This is a genomic window from Actinoplanes flavus, from assembly GCF_017592555.1.
Classification (GTDB): domain Bacteria; phylum Actinomycetota; class Actinomycetes; order Mycobacteriales; family Micromonosporaceae; genus Actinoplanes; species Actinoplanes flavus.
Genome location: NZ_JAGFNS010000004.1, coordinates 325,531 through 342,446 on the forward strand (window position 1 = coordinate 325,531; position 16,916 = coordinate 342,446).

A 16,916-nucleotide genomic window follows, 5' to 3' on the forward strand; every position below is an offset into this window, starting at 1 on the left:
CATCGTTCTCCTCAGACGGCCAGAAGGGTGTTGGCCGGGCGGGGCAGCCCGTAGTGTTCGCGCAGCGTGCGGCCGGTGTATTCGGTGCGGAACAGGCCGCGTTCCTGCAGGATCGGCACGACCTTGGCGGCGAACGCCTCGATGCCGGACGGCAGGACCGCCGGCATGATGTTGAAGCCGTCGGCGGCGCCGTTCTCGAAGTAGTGCTGGATCGTGTCGGCGACCTGCACCGGCGTACCGGTGAAAGTGCGGTGACCACGTCCGCCGCCGAGCTTGCCGATGAGCTGGCGGACCGTCAGGTTGTCGCGCCGTGCCCACTCCACGACCAGGGTGCGCCGGCTCTTGTGGCCCTCGATCTCGTCCTCGCCCGGCAGGTCGGTGGGCAGCGGCTCGTCCAGGCGCAGCCGCTCGACGTCCACGCCGAGGACGGTTGCCAGCGTGCCGACCGCGTACTCGGGGCTGATCAGCCGTTCCAGCTCGGCCTCCTGTTCCCGCGCCTCGGCCGGGCTGTCGCCGATCACCGGGACGATGCCGGGCAGCACGACCACGTGGTCGGGGTCGCGGCCGGCCGCCACGGCACGGCGTTTGATGTCGGCGTAGAAGGCCTGGCTCTCGGCGAGGGTCGGGTTGGCCACGAAGATCGCCTCCGCCCACTTGGCGGCGAACTCCCGGCCGTTGTCCGAGGAGCCGGCCTGTACCAGCAGCGGCCAGCCCTGTGGGGAGCGTGGCACGTTCAGTGCGCCCTGCACCTGGAAGTGGGCGCCGTGGTGGTCGATGTCGCGGACCCGGTCGCGGACGGCGTGGACCCCGGACTCCTTGTCGGCGATCACCGCGTCGTCGGTCCAGCTGTCCCACAGTTTCGTGGAGACCTGGAGGAACTCGTCGGCCCGTTCGTACCGGGTCTTGTGCAGGGGCTGGTCGGTGAGGCCGAAGTTGCGGGCGGCGGCCTCCCCGGCGGTGGTGACGATGTTCCAGCCGGCCCGGCCACCGGACAGGTGGTCCAGCGAGGCGAACCGGCGGGCCAGGTTGTAGGGCTCGTTGTACGAGGTGGACGCCGTCGCGATGAGCCCGATCCGGGTGGTGGTCGCGGCCAGCGCGGCCAGAAGCAGGGTGGGTTCCAGCTTTCCGGCCGGCCGGCGGCCCGGGTCGCTCCACAGCACCGGGCTGTCGGCCAGGAACACCGAGTCGAACTTGGCGTCCTCGGCGACCCGGGTCAGGTGCTGGTGCGCGGCGAGCGACAGGTTGGCGTACGGATCCGACTCGGGCAGCCGCCAGGATGCCTCGTGGTGGCCGGTGTCGTGCAGGAACAGGTTGAAGTGCAGTTGCCGGGTCATGCGGAAGTCAGCTCCAGGCTGTCGGCGGGACGGGGGAGGCCGTAGTGGTCGCGCAGGGTGGTGCCCTCGTAGTCGGTGCGGAACAGACCCCGGGCCTGCAGGATCGGTACGACGTGGTCGACGAACGCGGTCAGCCCGGACGGCAGGACCGCGGGCATGATGTTGAAACCGTCGGCGGCGCCGCTGTGGAACCAGTCCTCGATGGTGTCGGCGACCTGCTCCGGGGTGCCGGCGAAGGTGCGGTGGCCGCGGCCGCCGCCGAGCCGGCCGATCAGCTGCCGGACCGTCAGGTTTTCTCGGCGGGCCAGGTCGACGATCAGCGTGAAGCGGCTCTTGGCGCCCTCGATCTCGTCCTCGGTCGGCAGGTTCGCCGGCAGCGGTTCGTCCAGGGGCAGGTCGGCCGGGTCGAGCTGGAAGCGCTCGGCGAGCTGCCGCCGGGCGTACTCGGGGCTGATCAGCCGTTCCAGCTCGGCGTCGAGTTTCTGGGCCTCGGACTCGGTGGCGGCGATGACCGGCACGATCCCGGGCAGGATCTTGATGCCGTCCGGGTCGCGGCCCAGCGCGGCCGCCCGCTGTTTGAGGTCGGCGTAGAAGGCCTGGGCCTCGGCGAGGGTCTGCTGAGCGGTGAACACGGCCTCGGCGTAGCGGGCCGCGAACTGCCGGCCGTCCTCCGAGGAGCCGGCCTGCACGAGCAGCGGCCAGCCTTGCGGGGAACGCGGCACGTTGAGCGGCCCGTCGACCCGGAACCAGCGGCCCCGGTGGTTGATCGGCCGCACTTTCGCGGCGTCGGCGTGCACGCCCGCGGCCTTGTCGGCGATCACCGCGTCGTCGGTCCAGCTGTCCCACAGTTTCGTGGTGACCTCGACGAACTCGGCGGCGCGTTCGTACCGGTCGCGGTGTGCCGGAACGTCGTCGAGGCCGAAGTTGCGGGCGGCGTCCGCGCCGGCGGTGGTGACGATGTTCCAGCCGGCCCGGCCGCCGGAGACGTGATCGACCGAGGCGAACCGGCGGGCCAGGTTGTAGGGCTCGTTGTAGGAGGTGGAGGCGGTGGCGATCAGCCCGATGTGGTCGGTGACCGCGGCCAGGGCGGTGAGCAGCACGGTCGGCTCCAGTTTCCCGGCCGGCCGCCGGCCGGGGTCGCCCTGCAGCACCGGGCTGTCGGCGAAGAAGACCGAATCGAGTTTGCCGCGCTCGGCGATCCGGGCCAGGTTCTGGAAGTGCTTGACGTCCCAGCTCGCGTACGGGTCCGACTCCGGCAACCGCCACGACGCCTCGTGGTGGCCGACGCTCATCAGGAACGCGTTGAGGTGCAGTCTCTTAGGCATCGGCGGCCACCCCCAGACGGTCCAGCAGGAGGGTGCGCAGCTCGGCGAACCCGGCGTCGGAGCGGGAGCGGTTCGTCAGCTCCACCCGGACGTCGGTGTCGACCACTCCGGCGTCCAGCAGGATCACCCGGTCGGCGAGCACGATCGCCTCGTCGACGTCGTGGGTGACCAGCAGCACCGCCGGCCGGTGAGCCTCGCACAGCTGGCGCAGCAGGGCGTGCATCCGGATCCGGGTGAGCGCGTCCAGCGCGCCGAACGGCTCGTCGGCCAGCAGCAGCTGCGGCTCGCGGACCAGCGACCGGGCCAGTGAGGCCCGCTGCTGTTCACCGCCGGAGAGCTGGTAGGGCCAGGCGCGTTCCCGGCCGGCGAGACCGACCTCGGCCAGCGCTTTGCGGCCCCGGTCGGCCGCGTCGGCGCCGCGCAGCCCGAAGATCACGTTGTCCAGGACCCGTTTCCAGGGCAGCAGCCGGGAGTCCTGGAAGACCACCGACACCGACTCCGGAACCTGGATCCGGCCGTGCCCGGCGACGTCGCGGTCCAGGCCGGCCAGTGCCCGCAGCAGGGTGCTCTTGCCGGTGCCGGAGCGGCCGATCAGGGCGACGAACTCGCCCGGGGCGATGTCCAGGTCGAGGCCGTTGAGGACACCTCCGTCCTTGGTGAAGCTGCGGTGCAGGTTGCGGACGCGTACCGCCGGTTCGGTGGTCAGCCCTCGAGTGTCTGTCGCCACGCCAGCACCCTCCTTCCGGTGAAGCGGACGGCGCTGTCGGCGCAGTAGCCGAAGATGCCGTAGATGACCAGGCCGACCACGATGACGTCGGTCTGCCCGTACTGTTCGGCCAGCGTGATCATGTAGCCGATGCCGGCGACCGCGTTGTAGTGCTCGACGACGACGAGGCCGAGCAGCGAGGAGGTGACCGCGAACCGCATGCCGAGCAGGAAGCCGGGCAGCGCTCCCGGCAGCACCACGTGCCGGACGAACTCGCCGTGGTTGATGCCGATGGTCTCGGCCAGTTCGGCGTACTTGCCGTCGATGCTGCGCAGCCCGTTGTGGGTGTGGATGTAGATCGGGACCAGGCTGATCAGCGCGATCGTGATGACCTTCATCTCCTCGCCGATGCCGAACCAGGCGATGAACAGCGGGATGATCGCGAGCGTGGGGACGGACCGCTTGATCTGGATCGGGCCGTCGATCAGCGACTCACCGAACCGGGACAGTCCGGAGATCACCGCGAGGACGGCTCCGGTCACCACCCCGAGGGTCAGGCCGACCAGTGACCGCTGGAGCGAGGCGAGGATGTTGCCGAGCAGGTCGTGGTTGACCCACTGGTCCTGGAAGGCCACCACCACGTCCCACGGGGCGGACAGGATGGCCGGTTTGATCAGGCCGGTCGCCGAGCCGATCGACCAGATGGCCAGGGCGAGCGCCGGGCCGAACCAGAACGAGAAACGGATGCGGTGGCCGGGGCCGAGACGACGGCGTACGACGCGCTGGTCGGTGGTGTCCGCAACGGTCACCGGGGCGGTGTGCAGGGTGGCGGTCATGACGCGTCTCCCGTGACGACCCTGTCCCCGGCGGTGTCCGCCTGGACCTTCTCGAACCGGCGGTCGACCAGCGTGGTCACGTCGAGCTTGTCGTGCTTCTGCTCGGTGGCCAGCAGGTCGGCGGTCTCCTGAAGCCGTTTGATGGCGTTGTCCCAGGTGGCCGGGATGCCCTTGTCGCCGTTGATCTCGACGACCGCCTTGGCGTCCGCCTCGTTGAGTTTCTGCGAGTCCTGGTAGTAGGCCTTCGCGAACTCGTCGGGGTGATCGTTCGCCCAGAGCAGGGCCTTGGTGCGGATGGCCACGTAGACCTTCAGGGCCGCCGCCTTGTCCGCGTCCTCCACCGCCGTGGTGAGGCAGTACAGGGTGGACGCGTCGTCCCGGATGCCGGTGTTGATCGAGGTGGCGCCCGGGTACTTCGCCTCGTACAGCTTGATGTTCTGCGCCCCGATCGGGGCGACGTCGACCGCCTTGGTGCCGAGCGCGGTGACGTACGAGTCGCCGGTGCTGGTCAGCTCGATCAGCTGGACGTCCTTCTGGCTCAGCCCGGCCTTCTGCAACACCCGCAGCACCAGCGCGCCCTGGGCCTGACCGGCGCTGTAGGCGATCTTCTTGCCGCGCAGGTCGGCCAGCGAGGCGACGTTCACGCCCGGCGCGACGCCCAGTTTGTAGATCGGGTGGTCGAGCGGGTCGAGGGTGACCGACTGGAACACGATCTTCGTGGAGGTGCCGGTCCAGGCGGCGAACAGTGACGGGATGTCGGCGACCGAGCTGCAGTCCAGCTTGTCGGCACGGAACGCCTGGATGCTCTGCGGGCCGCCGCTGATGTTGGCCCACTCGGTCGTGACGCCGGCGTCGCTCAGTTCCTTGTCCAGGCCGGACGCGCCGAGGATCGCCTGGATCTGCGGGTCGCCGATGCGCAGCGTGGCGCCGCTGGGGACCTTGTCGGGCAGGGCGGCGGACAGTTCCAGTTTGGTGGCGGCCTCCTCGCCGCCGCAGGCGGCGACGCCGGTGGCCAGGACCGTCGCGAGGACGGCGAGGACGGCTTTCCGGGTAATGGTGATCATGGCGTCCTTCTCAGAGGGCGTGGTAGTGGCCGGCGTGGTAGAGCAGGGGAGCGCCCTCCTCGGCGAGCTCGGCCTCCTCGACCCGGCCGATGACCAGGTGGGAGCCGCCGGCCGGGTGGCGGTGCTCGATCGAGATCCGGAGCCAGGCGGCGGCGTCCTCCAGCACCGGTTCGCCGGTGGGCAGCCGGCGCCAGCGGGTCGGGGCGCCGAACCGGTCGATGCCGCTGGTGGCGAAGGTCTGTGCCAGCGCGGTGTGCTCGGCGCCGAGCAGGTGGATGACCGCGGTGTCGGCGTCGCGCAGGTGCGGCCAGACCGAGCCGCTGGCGGCGACGCTGAACGACAGCAGCGGTGGTTCGGCGGAGAGCGACGCGAGCGAGGTGACGGTCACGCCGGCCGCGCCGCGCCCGGCGTCGGTGGTCACGACGGCGACACCGGCGGCGTGACGGCGGAAGGCCTGGCGGAACAGGGCGGCGTCGACCGGGGTCGGCCGGGAAACGATGACGGTCATGTGCGGGCTCCGTTCGATCGGGCTCGCAATCCATACTAATCCGCTAGGCTTAGCAGGCAATATTGCGCCCCACTGAAGTTAGTAATCCCAGCTAGATCGGGGGGTCCGCGTAGACCTGATCCAGAGCGACCGCCCCGCCGGCGACCGCCAGAACGTTCTCCGGGAAGCTCGACGGGTGCACGGTGGTGGTCATGTCGGCGCCCGCCGACGACCACGCCGCCACCTCCGCGCGCAGTGCCGCGAGACAACCCGGCACCCGGTTCGCGCCGGCCTCCGACACCAGCAGCACGTCCGGGTCGAACAGGTCCAGCAGCAGCGCGGCGGCCCGGCCCACCCGGCGGGCCCGCTCCTCCAGCAGCGCCACCGCCCCCGCGGAACCGGCCAGCGCGGCGTCCACCACGGCGTGGATGTCCGGGCGTTCGATCAGGCCGGCGGCCAGAGCCCGGCGGACCAGCGCCCGTTCGCCGACCGCCGCCTGCAGGCAGCCGATCCGGCCGCAGGAACACGGTTCGTCGCAGCCATCGACCGGCAGATGGGCGACCGCGCCGGCCGCCGACCGGGGGCCCTGATGGATCACGCCGCCGGTCGCGAACGCCACGTCGACGACGTTGCCCACGAAGATCTGCACGGCACTGCGGCGGGCGTCACCGGCGACCCGGCCGAGCAACTGTTCGGCACGCAGCAGTGCCCGGGAGTTGCTGTCCACCCGGACCGGCAGCCGGGTGGCGGCCGACAGGATCGCGGCCACCGGCACGTCGCGCCAGCCCAGCACCGGGTGCTCGACGACCGTACCGTTGACGCCGTCCACCCAGCCGCCGGTGGCCAGACCCAGGCCGAGGATCCGGCGGCGGCGCCCGAACTCGCGGCGGATCGCCGCCACCCGGTCGGCGACCGCCGCCAGCACGCTCTGCGGATCACGGCCCCGGTGCGGATTCTGATGGCGAACGAGCACCCGGCCGCGCAGATCCAGCAGCGCCACCGTGGCGCGGGGAACCGCGATGTGCACCCCGATCACGCCGATCGCCGCGGAGTCCACGTCCAGCGGCACGTGCGGGCGGCCGACGCCCGGCCGGACCACCGCCTCCGGAACCTCGCGAACCAGGCCGCGCTCCTGCAACGACGCCGCGATCCCGCTGACCGTGGCCGCGGACAGCCGGGTGGCCCGGGCGATCGAACTGCGCGCGATCGGTCCATGATCGAGGACGGCCCGCAGCACCGCCGCCGTGGAGTCCGGCGACCGGCGCGCGGCCGGCAGCGGCAGGTCACTGCGCCGAGTCGTGCGCTGCACGCCGCGAGATTATCCCGCCGTAGGCCGCGTGGCAGCTTTCCGTTACCGGACGTTTTACGGCCGGTAACACTGCTGGATCAGGTCGCCTCGCGCAGCCAGGTGCGGCAGAGCCACCAGGCGTTCGTGGCGCCCACGGTGCCGGCCGGGTCGATGCCGGTCAGCTCGGCGAACCGCCGGACCCGGTTGCGCACCGTGTTCGGGTGCACGAACAACCGCCCACCGGCGACGGTCACGTCCCGGTCACTCTCCAGCCAGGCCAGAACGGCGTGGGCCACCGGTTCCGCGTTCGGGCCCAGCGCCGCCCACGCCGGTCGGTGCCGGTCGAGCAGCACGGCGGCCAGATCCGCCCGATCGGTCAGCGCGGCCTGCCAGGCGACGTCGGCGATGTGGGCGACGCCGGTACGACCGGTCGACTCGGCGACGGTCAGCGCCGCCACGGCCAGCCGTTTGACCGGGGCCAGCCGGTCCGGGCCGTCCGGGCCGGCCAGCCCGGCGGTGCCGAGCCGGGCGGACGGGACCCGCGACAACACGGCCACGAACAGGCCGTCCACCTCCGCACACACCACCGGCGGCTGGTCGCGCAGCACCCGGTCGTCGAATCCCGGACGGGCGACCAGCACCCACAGGCCACCGGCGGCCGGCAGACCCGCCTCGGCCACCGCCAGCGCGGCCGCCGACCCACCCTGCAACAGCCGCCGCAGGATCGCCGCGTCCCGGTCGTTGCGCCGCGGATCCGCGTCGGCCCTGGTGACCCGGTGCGCGGTGATCAGGCGGCCGCGGACGGCGTCGGCCCAGTCGTCGTACAACTCGCGGGCGTCCAGCAGCCGATCCGCGCTGACCCCCTCGGATCTGGCCACCTCCCGGGCCCGCGCCCAGATGGCGCGTTCGGCGACGTGAATGGCGCCGAGCACCGCCTCGATCGGGACGCCCTGCCGGGCCCGGGTCACCCCGAGTTCGGCCACGAACGACAGTTCGGCCTCGGTCGGCCCGCGCCGGTCGGCCAGCGCCCGGGTCGCCGCCGTGAGCAGGGCCCGGGTATGCCCGGCGACGTCCGACGGAGGCAGCACCGACACCTCCCGCACGGTGGCGCGAACCCCGGCGGTCACCGACGGCAACAGGTCCTCGTCGCCCATGACGCGTTCGATCAGGTCGACCACGGCGGTCCAGCCGTCAGACGGGTGCATGCGGTCATGCTGCCGTGCGTTGTGGTGGCCCACAACCTCCGGCCACAAACACGTGCTCCACGCCATGTCCAGCCCGGCTGCCAGCGCTTACGGTTTGGCAAACACCACAACCCGGCTAGGAGATCCATGCGTGTCGCCGTGATCGGCGCCGGAGCGGCCGGACTGGCCGCGGTCAAGGCGCTGCTCGATGCCGGATGCGAGGTCGTCGCCTACGAACGGCGGGACCGGCCCGGCGGCCTGTGGACCGAGACCTACGCGTCGCTGCACCTCAACACCAGCCGGGGGCGCACCGAGTTCGCGGACTTCCCGATGCCCGCCGACTGGCCCGACTACCCGTCGGCGGAGCGGGTCGCCGGATATCTGGCCACCTACGCCGACCGGTTCCGGTTGACCGACCACATCCGGTACGGCGAGACCGTCACCGCCGTCGAACGCGGCCAACGCTGGACCGTCACCACCGACCGCGGCGGTGCCGGCGAGTTCGACGCCGTCGTGGTCGCCAACGGCCACAACTGGGCGCCGCGGCTGCCCGACCCCGGCTATCCGGGCACCTTCGACGGGATACAGATGCACGCCCACGACTACCGCACCGCCGACGTCTTCCAGGGGCGGCGGGTGCTGGTCGTCGGCATGGGCAATTCAGCCATGGACATCGCCGTGGACGCCTCCCACACGGCGAGCGGGCCGGTGCTGCTGTCCGCCCGGCACGGCGTCCACATCGTGCCGAAATACCTGTTCGGACGGCCGTCCGACGCCACCGGCGGCGCCCTGTCGGTGCTGCCGTGGCGGGTACGGCAGCGAGTCGCCGAGACGATGCTGCGGCTGGCGGTCGGCACACCACAGCGATACGGCCTGCCCGCCCCGGCCGGCGGGCTGTTCCAGAACCACCCGACGATCAGCGACACCATCCTGCACCGGCTCACCCACGGCGAGGTGGCCGCCCGCCCGGGCATCGAGCGCCTCGACGGCACGAAAGTGGTCTTCACCGACGGGACCTGCGACGACGTCGACGTGATCGTGTGGGCGACCGGATATCGCGTACAGATCCCGTTCCTGCCGTCGAAATGGCTCGGCGAGGGACCGGAACGCCTGCCGCTCTACCGCCGGGTCTTCCACCTCGACGACCCGACCCTCGCGTTCGTCGGGCTGATGCAGTCCACCGGATCGGCGTTCCCAGTGGTGGAGGTGCAGGCCAAGCTCGCCGCCGCGTACCTCTCCGGCTCCTATGCACTGCCGCCGGCCGCCGACCAGCGGCGCGCCGTCGACCGCGACCTGCGCGCGGCCATAACCCGGTGGGGCGCCCACGGCCGGCCACACATGCGCATCGACTTCGACCGGTACGTCACCGCCATGACCCGCGAGATCGCCCGAGGAGCGTCATCATGAGCAGTCGTGACCCCCGCGGCATGCGCGTCCTGGTCACCGGCGCGTCCGGGACGTTCGGCCGGGCGATCTGCACCCGCCTGGACGAACTCGGCGCCCGCGTCGTCGGCCTGGACGTCGCGCCCCGCGTCAACGATCCGGTCGAAGTGCTGCCATGCGACCTCACCGACGACAGCGCCGTGGCCGCCGCCGTCGCCGAGGCGATCGAACTGCTGGGCGGGCTCGACCTGCTCGTCAACAACGCCGGCATCGGCGGCCCCGCCCCGGCCGAACTGCCCCCGGGCGCCGAAGTACGCCGGCAACTCGACATCAACCTGCTCGGCGCGTGGCGGGTGACCTCGGCCTGCGTGGACGCCCTGGTCGCCTCACGTGGCCGGATCGTGATGCTCAGCTCCCGAATGGCCGTCATGCAGCTTCCGCTGGCCGCCGCCTACGGCGCCTCCAAAAGAGCGCTGGTCGCGTACGCCGACGCGCTCCGCCTGGAGATCGGCACCCACGTCGGCGTCACCTGCGTGTACCCGTCCGCGGTCCGCAGCCCCATCCACGACTCGACGGCCGCCGCCGGGCTGTCGCTGGAGGGCATGAGCCGCTACGAGCCGCTCGACGGCGTGGTCCGCGCCGTGCTGCGGGCCGCCCTGAGCCGCCGCCGCCACCGGGACCTGCCGACCACCTTCCGCGGGGCGGTCGAGTTCTTCCTGGCCCGCCATTTCCCGGCGCTCACCGACCGGATCGTCGCCCGCACCCTCGCCGGACGGGTCCGGTCCGGGGCGTTCCAAGGTGCCGACCTGGCCGCCGGTGTGGTGACGCGCCACGGGGACGCCCGATGACCACCCAGCGGACCGAGACCCACACCCGGACCGGCGACCTGATCGCGTACGCCACCGGCTCGATCGGGATGGGCGTCTGGGTGACCGTCCCCGGCCTGCTATTGCTCTACTTCCTCACCCACACCCTCGGGGTGACGCCGACCCTGGCCGGCCTGACCCTGCTGCTGCCGAAGATCATCGACGTGGTGGTGCACCCGTATCTGGGCAGCCACTCGGATGCCGCCGCGCGCCGCAGCGGGCACCGGCTCGGCCTGCTACGCGTAGGCCTGCTGCTCGCGATCGCCATGACCGGCATGTTCACGGTCCCCGCCGCGCTGTCCGGGGCGGGCGCCGCGCTGTGGGTCGGAGGCTGGTTCATCGCCGGGAACCTGCTTTTCGCCTGCTTCCAGGTGCCGTACCTGACCACGCCGTCCGACCTGCGAATCGGCTACCACGAGCGCACCCGGGTCTTCATGTTCCGCATGCTGTTCCTGACGCTCGGGCTGCTCGGGGCCGGGGTGGCCGCCCCGGCACTGGTCGCGGCAGGCGAACGGGGCGACTACGCGCGGATGGCGGTGCTGCTGTCCGGGATCATGGTGGTGTCCGGGCTGATCGCGGTGACCGGGGTACGGCGGCTGACCGCGCACGCCGGATTCCGGACACCGGCGGCGGACGCCCACTCCACCCTCGGCGACATCACCGCGGCGTGGCGGGACCGGGACTTCCGGGCTCTGGTGCTGTCCTATCTGTTCACCGGCGCCACCACCCACCTGTTCCTGGCCGCGCTGCCGTTCTACACCGAGCACGTCTTCGGCGACTCCGGGCTCACCGCGGTGTTCATGGGCGCCTTCCTCGGGCCGGCCGTGGTGGCGGGGCCGGCGTGGGCGCGGGTGTCGCGGCGGATCGGCAAGCAGCGCGGCCTGGTGATCTGCCAGGCGGTGTTCGTGGCCGGATCCCTGGCGCCGCTGCTCGGGTACGGGGTGGCGCCGGCCGTCGCGGTCGTCGTCGTGCTGGGTGTCGCCTTCGCCGGGCTGCAACTGTTCGCGTTCTCGATGGTCCCGGACGCGGTGGCGGCCGCCGAGGCCCGTGGCGCGGCCCGGGCGGGCGCCTACACCGGGGTCTGGACCGCCACCGAGGCGACCGGCACCGCCGTCGGGCCCTACGTCTACTCGGCGGCCCTGGCCCTCGGCGGCTTCATCGCCACGACCGAGGGACAGACCGTGGTGCAGCCGGCGTCGGCGCACACCGCCCTGCTTCTCGGCTTCACCGTGGTCCCGGCCGCGTTGATGGCCGCGGCCTGCCTTTTCCAGCTCCGCTGGACCCTCGACCGCTCGCGCGACCCTTCCACGCCGATCTAGGACGATCGACCACCACACAGGGTGGCAAATCGTCCAAGATCAGCGCCGGGAAGCGGGAGGCGGTTCGTGTGGCCTCGCCGCTGGGGATCTTGGACGGTTGACCACCGCGGTGGGTGGCAGAACGTCCAAGATCGGCGCTGGGAGGGGGAGGCGGCTCGCGCGGCCTGTCTGCGGGGGATCTCGGGCGGTTGACCACCGGGGAGGGTGGCAGAACGTCCAAGATCGGCGCTGGGAGGGGGAGGCGGGTCGCGCGGCCTGTCTGCGGGGGATCTCGGGCGATTGACCACCGCGGAGGGCATTCTGGCGGACACGCGAGCGGCGAGCACATCGCGATCGACGAGCTGGTGGCGGCGTGCGCGATCCTGTTGACCATCGCCATCCAGCACCAGTGAGGGAGCCTTCATGTCAGGTCACATCGTCCCGATGGGCGCCGGCCGTGCGGTGATGGACCGCCGCGACGATCCGCTGCACGACTACGTGCTGGAGCTCACCGGCAAGGACGATCCGGTGGTGCTGTTCCTGCCGACCGCGACCGGGGACGACGCGAGCTACATCGTGTCGTTCTACGAGGCGTTCCACTCCGGCCGGTGCCGACCGCGGCATCTGCGGTTGTTCCACCGCGACTTCGACGACCTGTCCGACATCGTGCTCGGCGCTGACGTGATCCATGTGGGTGGTGGCAATACCGCCAACATGCTGGACGTGTGGCGGCGGCAGGGCGTGGACACGCTGCTGCACCGGGCGCTGGCCGGCGGGGCGGTGCTGACCGGTGGCAGCGCCGGTGGGCTGTGCTGGTTCGAGGGCGGGACCACCGACTCGTACGGGCCGACGCTCCAGCTGCTGAACGAGGGCCTCGGCATGATCAAGGGCAGTTACTGTCCGCACTACGACGCCGAGGACCAGCGCCGCCCGATCTTCCACGCGGCCCTGCTGGACGGCACGCTGGGGATGGGGTACGCCTCCGGCAACCGTGTCGCCATCCGGTTCACCGCCGGCGGCGAGTTGGTGGAGGCGGTCACCTCGGAGCCGGGCGCCCAGGCGCTGAGGGTGTACGCCCGCGACGGACGGGTCGTCGAGGAGGAGATCCCGTGCCGCCTGCTGGCCGGGCGGGTGCCCGGTCGCAGCGTTTCGACCTGAGCACCGAAACGGCCGGCGGCCCGAGCCGCCGGCCGTTCTCCGCTGTCCTGAACCGGGAACAGGATGCGTTCCGGTCAGCTGTTTCCGGCGAGTTCGCGCAGCGCGCCGACGATGGCCTGTTGCAGTTCGGCCGGGGTCAGATCGTCGCGGTCGCCGGGCAGCGCGGCCGCGAGCATCGGGGCCAGGGCGCCGGCCAGCGCGACCTCGTCGACCTGGTCCCGGGTCGCGAGGGTGGTGATCGCGGTGCGGGCGTCGATCAGATGCCGGTACGTCCATTGGGCGTACGAGGCGAGCGACCAGTGCGTGTTGGCGGTGCCGTCCGGGTTCTTGTTGCCGGGTGGCGCCGGGATCAGTCCGTCGGTCTGGAGCATCGCGCCGGCGAGGGCGGCCCGGATCTCCTTGTCCTTGAGCATCGCGAGGAACTCGGCCTTGGTCATGGTGTCCTCCTCGGGGAGCAGCTGGATGTGCCGCAGCCACCGTGTCGCCAGCCGGACCATGCGGTGGCCGTCGGCGTCACGGTGTTCGGACAGATGGGTGTGGGTGCGGTGGCTGTCATCTCCGGTGGTGCGCCGGCCGAGCCGGTCCCAGCGGCGTACCGTTCGGCCGTCCGGGCTGTAGATGACTTCACGCAGGTCGCGGGTGTCCGGGTCGCCGGCTTTGCAGAGCGGGATCAGCCAGGCGTTGAAGTCGTAGAGGTCGAAGGTGCCGCGTGGGGTCTTGAGGCGGAAGTATCCGATGTCCATGGCGGAGGCGTGGTCGTCGAGGCCGTTCCGGTCGCGGGGGGACTCGTCGACGGAGTAGCGGTTGCGGTTCGCTCGGGCCCGGATCTGGTCCTTGCCCAGGTGGTAGGAGTCGCCGCCGGCCGCGTGGTCGGTGTCGCCGACGATTCCGGCCTCGAGCGGATCCAGGTCGTCGCCGACGGTTCGGCCGGGGTGTATGTCCAGGTGGTCCAGCAGTAGGCGCCGTGCTCGAAGATGGTTCGGTTTCGCGGCCGTCAATGCGGTTTCCTCCCTGCCGGTGGGGGGCGGACCGGTGTTACTCCGGATAACGGAGGAGATACCCGCTGTGGCACGCCACGATTGGCCGTCCTCAGATCGAGTGAGGGGGAAGGAGGTCGTGTCCCTCCCACGGGTCGACGGCTTCCGGGTAGGCGGGATCGGCGCCTCGCGGTGGCTCGATCCGGGTGGGTGCCGGAGGTTGCGGTCGGGGTGGCTCGACGCTGGTGGGTGCCGGAGGTTGCGGTCGGGGTGGCTCGATCCTGGTGGGCGCCGGTGGCGGCGGGGGCGGCGGGGGCGGCGGAGGTTCCGCTGGTGCCGGCCGGGACGGTTCGTCGCCGGCCGGGACGGCCAGCAGTTCGGAGGCGGTGGCGCGCTCCTCCTTGAGGCGGGCGCGGGCGGAATCGAACACCCGCCCGGTCAGGCCGGCCATCGGCTCGCCCTGCCACAGGTTGAGGTGACGGCGGATCTCGTCGGTGCCCGTACCGATGTCGCCGGTTCGATGCTCGGCGCGGGCCTGCTCCAGCGCCGCCCGGAAGAGGCCGGTGTCGAGGGTGTTCTCGCCGACCCGGAGCACATATCCCTCGTTCGTGAACGTCAGCAGCGACGTGCGTCCCGGATCGAGGGCGCGGCGCAGCCCGCCGATGCACCGCTGCACCACGTCGACGCCGTTCTCCGGCGGGTCCCCGTTCCACAGCGCGGCGACGATCTCCTGGACCGGCACCGGCCGGTCGGCGTGCAGCAGCAGAACGGCGAGAACCGCCCGCTGCACGAGCGGCCCGAGGTCCACCGGATCGTCGCCCCGGAACGCGCGAACCGGGCCGAGGAGCTCGAACCGCAGTGTGCCGGCGGACGAGCCGTCGATCATGTGTCCTACCCCCCAGGTTCCCCGCCGTGGCGTTACGGCAGGTCACGAGCAGCATAACGACGGCCGGCGGCGGCGAGGTTGACCGGGCGGGCGACTATCGGGTCTTGAATGCCGACCAGTTTCACGCGTTCGCCCGGACGGTGGTCATCCGGGCGAAGGAGGGTGTCCGGGGATGGCGGATGGCGTACCCGGCCGCGCGGTTGATCCGGGCCGGGGACCGCGGCTCGCGGATCGCCGTCGACGCCGTGTGGGAGGCCTGGCTCTGCGACGGGCATCCGCGGTGGTGGGCCGCTCTGCGACGGTGGCGTCGGCCGGCCCGGCGCGGATCCGCGTTGAACACCGGAATTCATGACGCGGACCTGGTGCACCACCTGAGTCTCGCCGCGCTGGACGACCCGGAGATCGGCTGGTCGCCGACCGGGATCGTGCACGCGGCGGAGATGACGGGGCATCCGATCTGCCGTATCGCGCGGCGGCGGATCCTCGACTTGGGCGAGAACCTGTGGATTGACGACATCTGCCTGGCCGCCGTCGGCCGTGACGGCGCCATCGCCTTCCTCGGCGACCACCGTCTGGTGCCCGTCGAACCGCCGGCGCACGCGGCCTACCTGCTGCTGACCGGCCAGCAGCAGCGTTACTGGGAAGTCGACCCGGACCAGCGGCTGCTCGTGCGGGCTTACCGGGAGCGGCCGGATCTGCGGCCGGCGCTGCGGGAGGCCATGCCGGGGTTCGGCGATGTCAATCCGGTGCGAACGATGGGTGCGGCGCTCACCGGCGTACGCATGGATCGCGACGAAGTCGCCTTTCTCTCCCGGCGCCTGGCCGAGGACCGCGACGAGGACGGGTTGTGGCGGCTGGCCGGGAATCTGCCACCGGCCGACGCCGTCATGGCGCTGCGGAGGGCCGATCCGGACTGGCGGCCGCCCGGCAGCGCGGACGCGGACCTTCACGCGCTGCTGCGCACGGCCGATGAACAGCGGTTGCGTGACCGCATCGAGTCGCTCACCGGCCCGCGGACGCTGCACGTGGGCGGGATGGTGGTGCACGGTGCTTTCAGCACCGACGACCGGATGCTGGCGGTGGTCACCCTCGCGATCGGCGCCCGGCTCTGGGTCTTCGACCTGGAGAGGGGTACGCCGCCCGCCGAGTTCCCGCTCGACGGCTACGGTCCCGCGCTCGTCTCCTTCGAAGGTCACCGGCCGATGGTCAGCCAGTGGTGGCCGGACGGCGACCCGACACGTTCCACGCTCTGGCGCATCGACGCCGGCCGGCGCACCGGCCGGACGATGCCGGGCTGGCCGCATCAGTTGCTGCCGGTCACCGTGGACGGGACCACCCAGGTCACGTTGTCGCGGTTCGACCCGTCGTCGCAGACGAACACGTTGATGCTGGCGCGCCGCAACGGCCCACCCGCGTTCCGGCCACCGGAGATCACCGTGCCGCGGGGCGCGCCGGCCTGGGCCGGGGACCAGGCGATCGGCCGGCTCCTGGCCACCGATCCGCTGCGCCGGCGGGTGGCGTTCGCCAACACCCGGATCATGGTGGCCGAATTGGCCCGGGGCAACCGGTTGCGGGGCCTGGCGGTGTCGGAGATCGGCACGTACGCCCCACAGGCACTCTGCCTCGGCGGAGGCGATCAGGTCTTCACCAGCGATCACCGCCGGACCACCCGCTGGCTGATCAACGGTGGGCGTCTGGAACAGGGCGGCAGCACGGATCTGGTCAGTGGCCGGCTCGTCTGGGTGCCGTACCGCGACGCCGTCCTCGTCGACGGCCGTGGCCGCGGCTTCCGCTATCTGGACGCCGAGACCTTGCGGCCGTTGGAGCGGCCCGGCGGTCTCGACGGCATGCGCGGGGACGCGCTGCTGTGGGGTGCGGCGAACGGGTCGCACGCGGCCGGGCGCACCGGCCGGGTCGACGTCGTCCTCGCCTCCGCGGTGGCCCTCGCCGACCTGGCCCGCCGGCCGATGTCCGAGGCGACCGCGGCGGACCACGAGACGCTGGCGGCCGCCCGCCGCAGCCCGGTCCTGCGGGAACAGGCCGGAATACTGCTGGACGTGCTCGAAGCCAACCATCTGCGCCGCACCGGCGGCCCACCCCCGGTCCCCGACGACCGGTGACACC

The 16,916-nt window shown here is 71.9% G+C and carries 15 protein-coding genes; 5 read left to right on the top strand and 10 right to left on the bottom strand.

The features are described 5' to 3' along the window. Positions 1–11: 11 nt before the first annotated feature. The 8 genes from J5X75_RS08690 to J5X75_RS08725 all read right to left on the bottom strand — a co-directional run bounded on the left by J5X75_RS08690 (position 12) and on the right by J5X75_RS08725 (position 8,245). Positions 12–1,334, bottom strand: coding sequence for an LLM class flavin-dependent oxidoreductase (locus tag J5X75_RS08690; protein WP_208466788.1), 1,323 nt, complete (start codon positions 1,332–1,334; stop codon positions 12–14). Beyond that, complete coding sequence (locus J5X75_RS08695) at positions 1,331–2,659, bottom strand: LLM class flavin-dependent oxidoreductase (protein WP_208466789.1); 1,329 nt, start codon at positions 2,657–2,659, stop codon at positions 1,331–1,333. The genes J5X75_RS08690 and J5X75_RS08695 overlap by 4 nt, the downstream gene beginning before the upstream one ends. After that, on the bottom strand, positions 2,652–3,386 hold the full coding sequence (locus tag J5X75_RS08700; protein WP_307797989.1) for an ABC transporter ATP-binding protein: 735 nt from the start codon (positions 3,384–3,386) through the stop codon (positions 2,652–2,654). Before J5X75_RS08700 ends, J5X75_RS08695 begins: the two co-directional genes overlap by 8 nt. Then, positions 3,362–4,201, bottom strand: coding sequence for an ABC transporter permease (locus tag J5X75_RS08705; RefSeq protein ID WP_208466790.1), 840 nt, complete (start codon positions 4,199–4,201; stop codon positions 3,362–3,364). Before J5X75_RS08705 ends, J5X75_RS08700 begins: the two co-directional genes overlap by 25 nt. Then, complete coding sequence (locus J5X75_RS08710; RefSeq protein ID WP_208466791.1) at positions 4,198–5,265, bottom strand: ABC transporter substrate-binding protein; 1,068 nt, start codon at positions 5,263–5,265, stop codon at positions 4,198–4,200. Before J5X75_RS08710 ends, J5X75_RS08705 begins: the two co-directional genes overlap by 4 nt. A gap of 10 nt (positions 5,266–5,275) precedes the next feature. Further along, on the bottom strand, positions 5,276–5,773 hold the full coding sequence (locus J5X75_RS08715; RefSeq protein WP_208466792.1) for a flavin reductase family protein: 498 nt from the start codon (positions 5,771–5,773) through the stop codon (positions 5,276–5,278). 91 nt (positions 5,774–5,864) lie between these two features. Further along, on the bottom strand, positions 5,865–7,061 hold the full coding sequence (locus J5X75_RS08720) for an ROK family transcriptional regulator (RefSeq protein WP_208466793.1): 1,197 nt from the start codon (positions 7,059–7,061) through the stop codon (positions 5,865–5,867). 77 nt (positions 7,062–7,138) lie between these two features. Further along, the gene (locus tag J5X75_RS08725; protein WP_238487528.1) at positions 7,139–8,245 is read right to left on the bottom strand and encodes a helix-turn-helix domain-containing protein; all 1,107 of its coding nucleotides are present in this window, start codon (positions 8,243–8,245) and stop codon (positions 7,139–7,141) included. A 126-nt stretch (positions 8,246–8,371) separates the two neighbouring features. Here J5X75_RS08725 and J5X75_RS08730 point away from each other — a divergent pair, with 126 nt between their 5' ends. The 4 genes from J5X75_RS08730 to J5X75_RS08745 all read left to right on the top strand — a co-directional run bounded on the left by J5X75_RS08730 (position 8,372) and on the right by J5X75_RS08745 (position 12,929). Continuing rightward, the gene (locus tag J5X75_RS08730) at positions 8,372–9,631 is read left to right on the top strand and encodes a flavin-containing monooxygenase (protein WP_238487529.1); all 1,260 of its coding nucleotides are present in this window, start codon (positions 8,372–8,374) and stop codon (positions 9,629–9,631) included. Next, positions 9,628–10,455 carry an SDR family NAD(P)-dependent oxidoreductase gene (locus J5X75_RS08735; RefSeq protein ID WP_238487530.1) on the top strand — a complete coding sequence of 276 codons (828 nt, stop codon included), beginning with the start codon at positions 9,628–9,630 and terminating at the stop codon, positions 10,453–10,455. The genes J5X75_RS08730 and J5X75_RS08735 overlap by 4 nt, the downstream gene beginning before the upstream one ends. Beyond that, a complete protein-coding gene (locus J5X75_RS08740; RefSeq protein WP_208466796.1) occupies positions 10,452–11,792 on the top strand; it encodes an MFS transporter in 1,341 nt (446 codons plus the stop codon). Before J5X75_RS08735 ends, J5X75_RS08740 begins: the two co-directional genes overlap by 4 nt. A 402-nt stretch (positions 11,793–12,194) precedes the next feature. After that, positions 12,195–12,929: a Type 1 glutamine amidotransferase-like domain-containing protein gene (locus J5X75_RS08745; RefSeq protein WP_208466797.1), complete on the top strand. Its 735-nt coding sequence runs from the start codon at positions 12,195–12,197 to the stop codon at positions 12,927–12,929. A 74-nt stretch (positions 12,930–13,003) separates the two neighbouring features. On the opposite strand, the gene J5X75_RS08750 is transcribed toward J5X75_RS08745, so the two are convergent. After that, the gene (locus J5X75_RS08750; protein WP_208466798.1) at positions 13,004–13,927 is read right to left on the bottom strand and encodes a hypothetical protein; all 924 of its coding nucleotides are present in this window, start codon (positions 13,925–13,927) and stop codon (positions 13,004–13,006) included. A gap of 91 nt (positions 13,928–14,018) precedes the next feature. Next, positions 14,019–14,792 (bottom strand): AfsR/SARP family transcriptional regulator, encoded by a 774-nt coding sequence (locus tag J5X75_RS08755; protein ID WP_208466799.1) that lies wholly within the window; start codon positions 14,790–14,792, stop codon positions 14,019–14,021. A gap of 104 nt (positions 14,793–14,896) precedes the next feature. On the opposite strand from J5X75_RS08755, the gene J5X75_RS08760 reads away from it, so the two are divergent. Continuing rightward, a complete protein-coding gene (locus J5X75_RS08760) occupies positions 14,897–16,912 on the top strand; it encodes a hypothetical protein (RefSeq protein WP_208466800.1) in 2,016 nt (671 codons plus the stop codon). Positions 16,913–16,916: the final 4 nt, after the last annotated feature.

Bases quoted from the DNA above. Each gene is read 5' to 3' on its own strand.
- J5X75_RS08740 (WP_208466796.1), top strand. From the start codon at position 10,452: ATGACCACCCAGCGGACCGAGACCCACACCCGGACCGGCGACCTGATC.
- J5X75_RS08755 (WP_208466799.1), bottom strand. From the start codon at position 14,792: ATGATCGACGGCTCGTCCGCCGGCACACTGCGGTTCGAGCTCCTCGGC.
- J5X75_RS08735 (WP_238487530.1), top strand. From the start codon at position 9,628: ATGAGCAGTCGTGACCCCCGCGGCATGCGCGTCCTGGTCACCGGCGCG.
- J5X75_RS08745 (WP_208466797.1), top strand. From the start codon at position 12,195: ATGTCAGGTCACATCGTCCCGATGGGCGCCGGCCGTGCGGTGATGGAC.
- J5X75_RS08715 (WP_208466792.1), bottom strand. From the start codon at position 5,773: ATGACCGTCATCGTTTCCCGGCCGACCCCGGTCGACGCCGCCCTGTTC.
- J5X75_RS08710 (WP_208466791.1), bottom strand. From the start codon at position 5,265: ATGATCACCATTACCCGGAAAGCCGTCCTCGCCGTCCTCGCGACGGTC.
- J5X75_RS08695 (WP_208466789.1), bottom strand. From the start codon at position 2,659: ATGCCTAAGAGACTGCACCTCAACGCGTTCCTGATGAGCGTCGGCCAC.
- J5X75_RS08705 (WP_208466790.1), bottom strand. From the start codon at position 4,201: ATGACCGCCACCCTGCACACCGCCCCGGTGACCGTTGCGGACACCACC.
- J5X75_RS08690 (WP_208466788.1), bottom strand. From the start codon at position 1,334: ATGACCCGGCAACTGCACTTCAACCTGTTCCTGCACGACACCGGCCAC.
- J5X75_RS08730 (WP_238487529.1), top strand. From the start codon at position 8,372: ATGCGTGTCGCCGTGATCGGCGCCGGAGCGGCCGGACTGGCCGCGGTC.
- J5X75_RS08725 (WP_238487528.1), bottom strand. From the start codon at position 8,245: ATGCACCCGTCTGACGGCTGGACCGCCGTGGTCGACCTGATCGAACGC.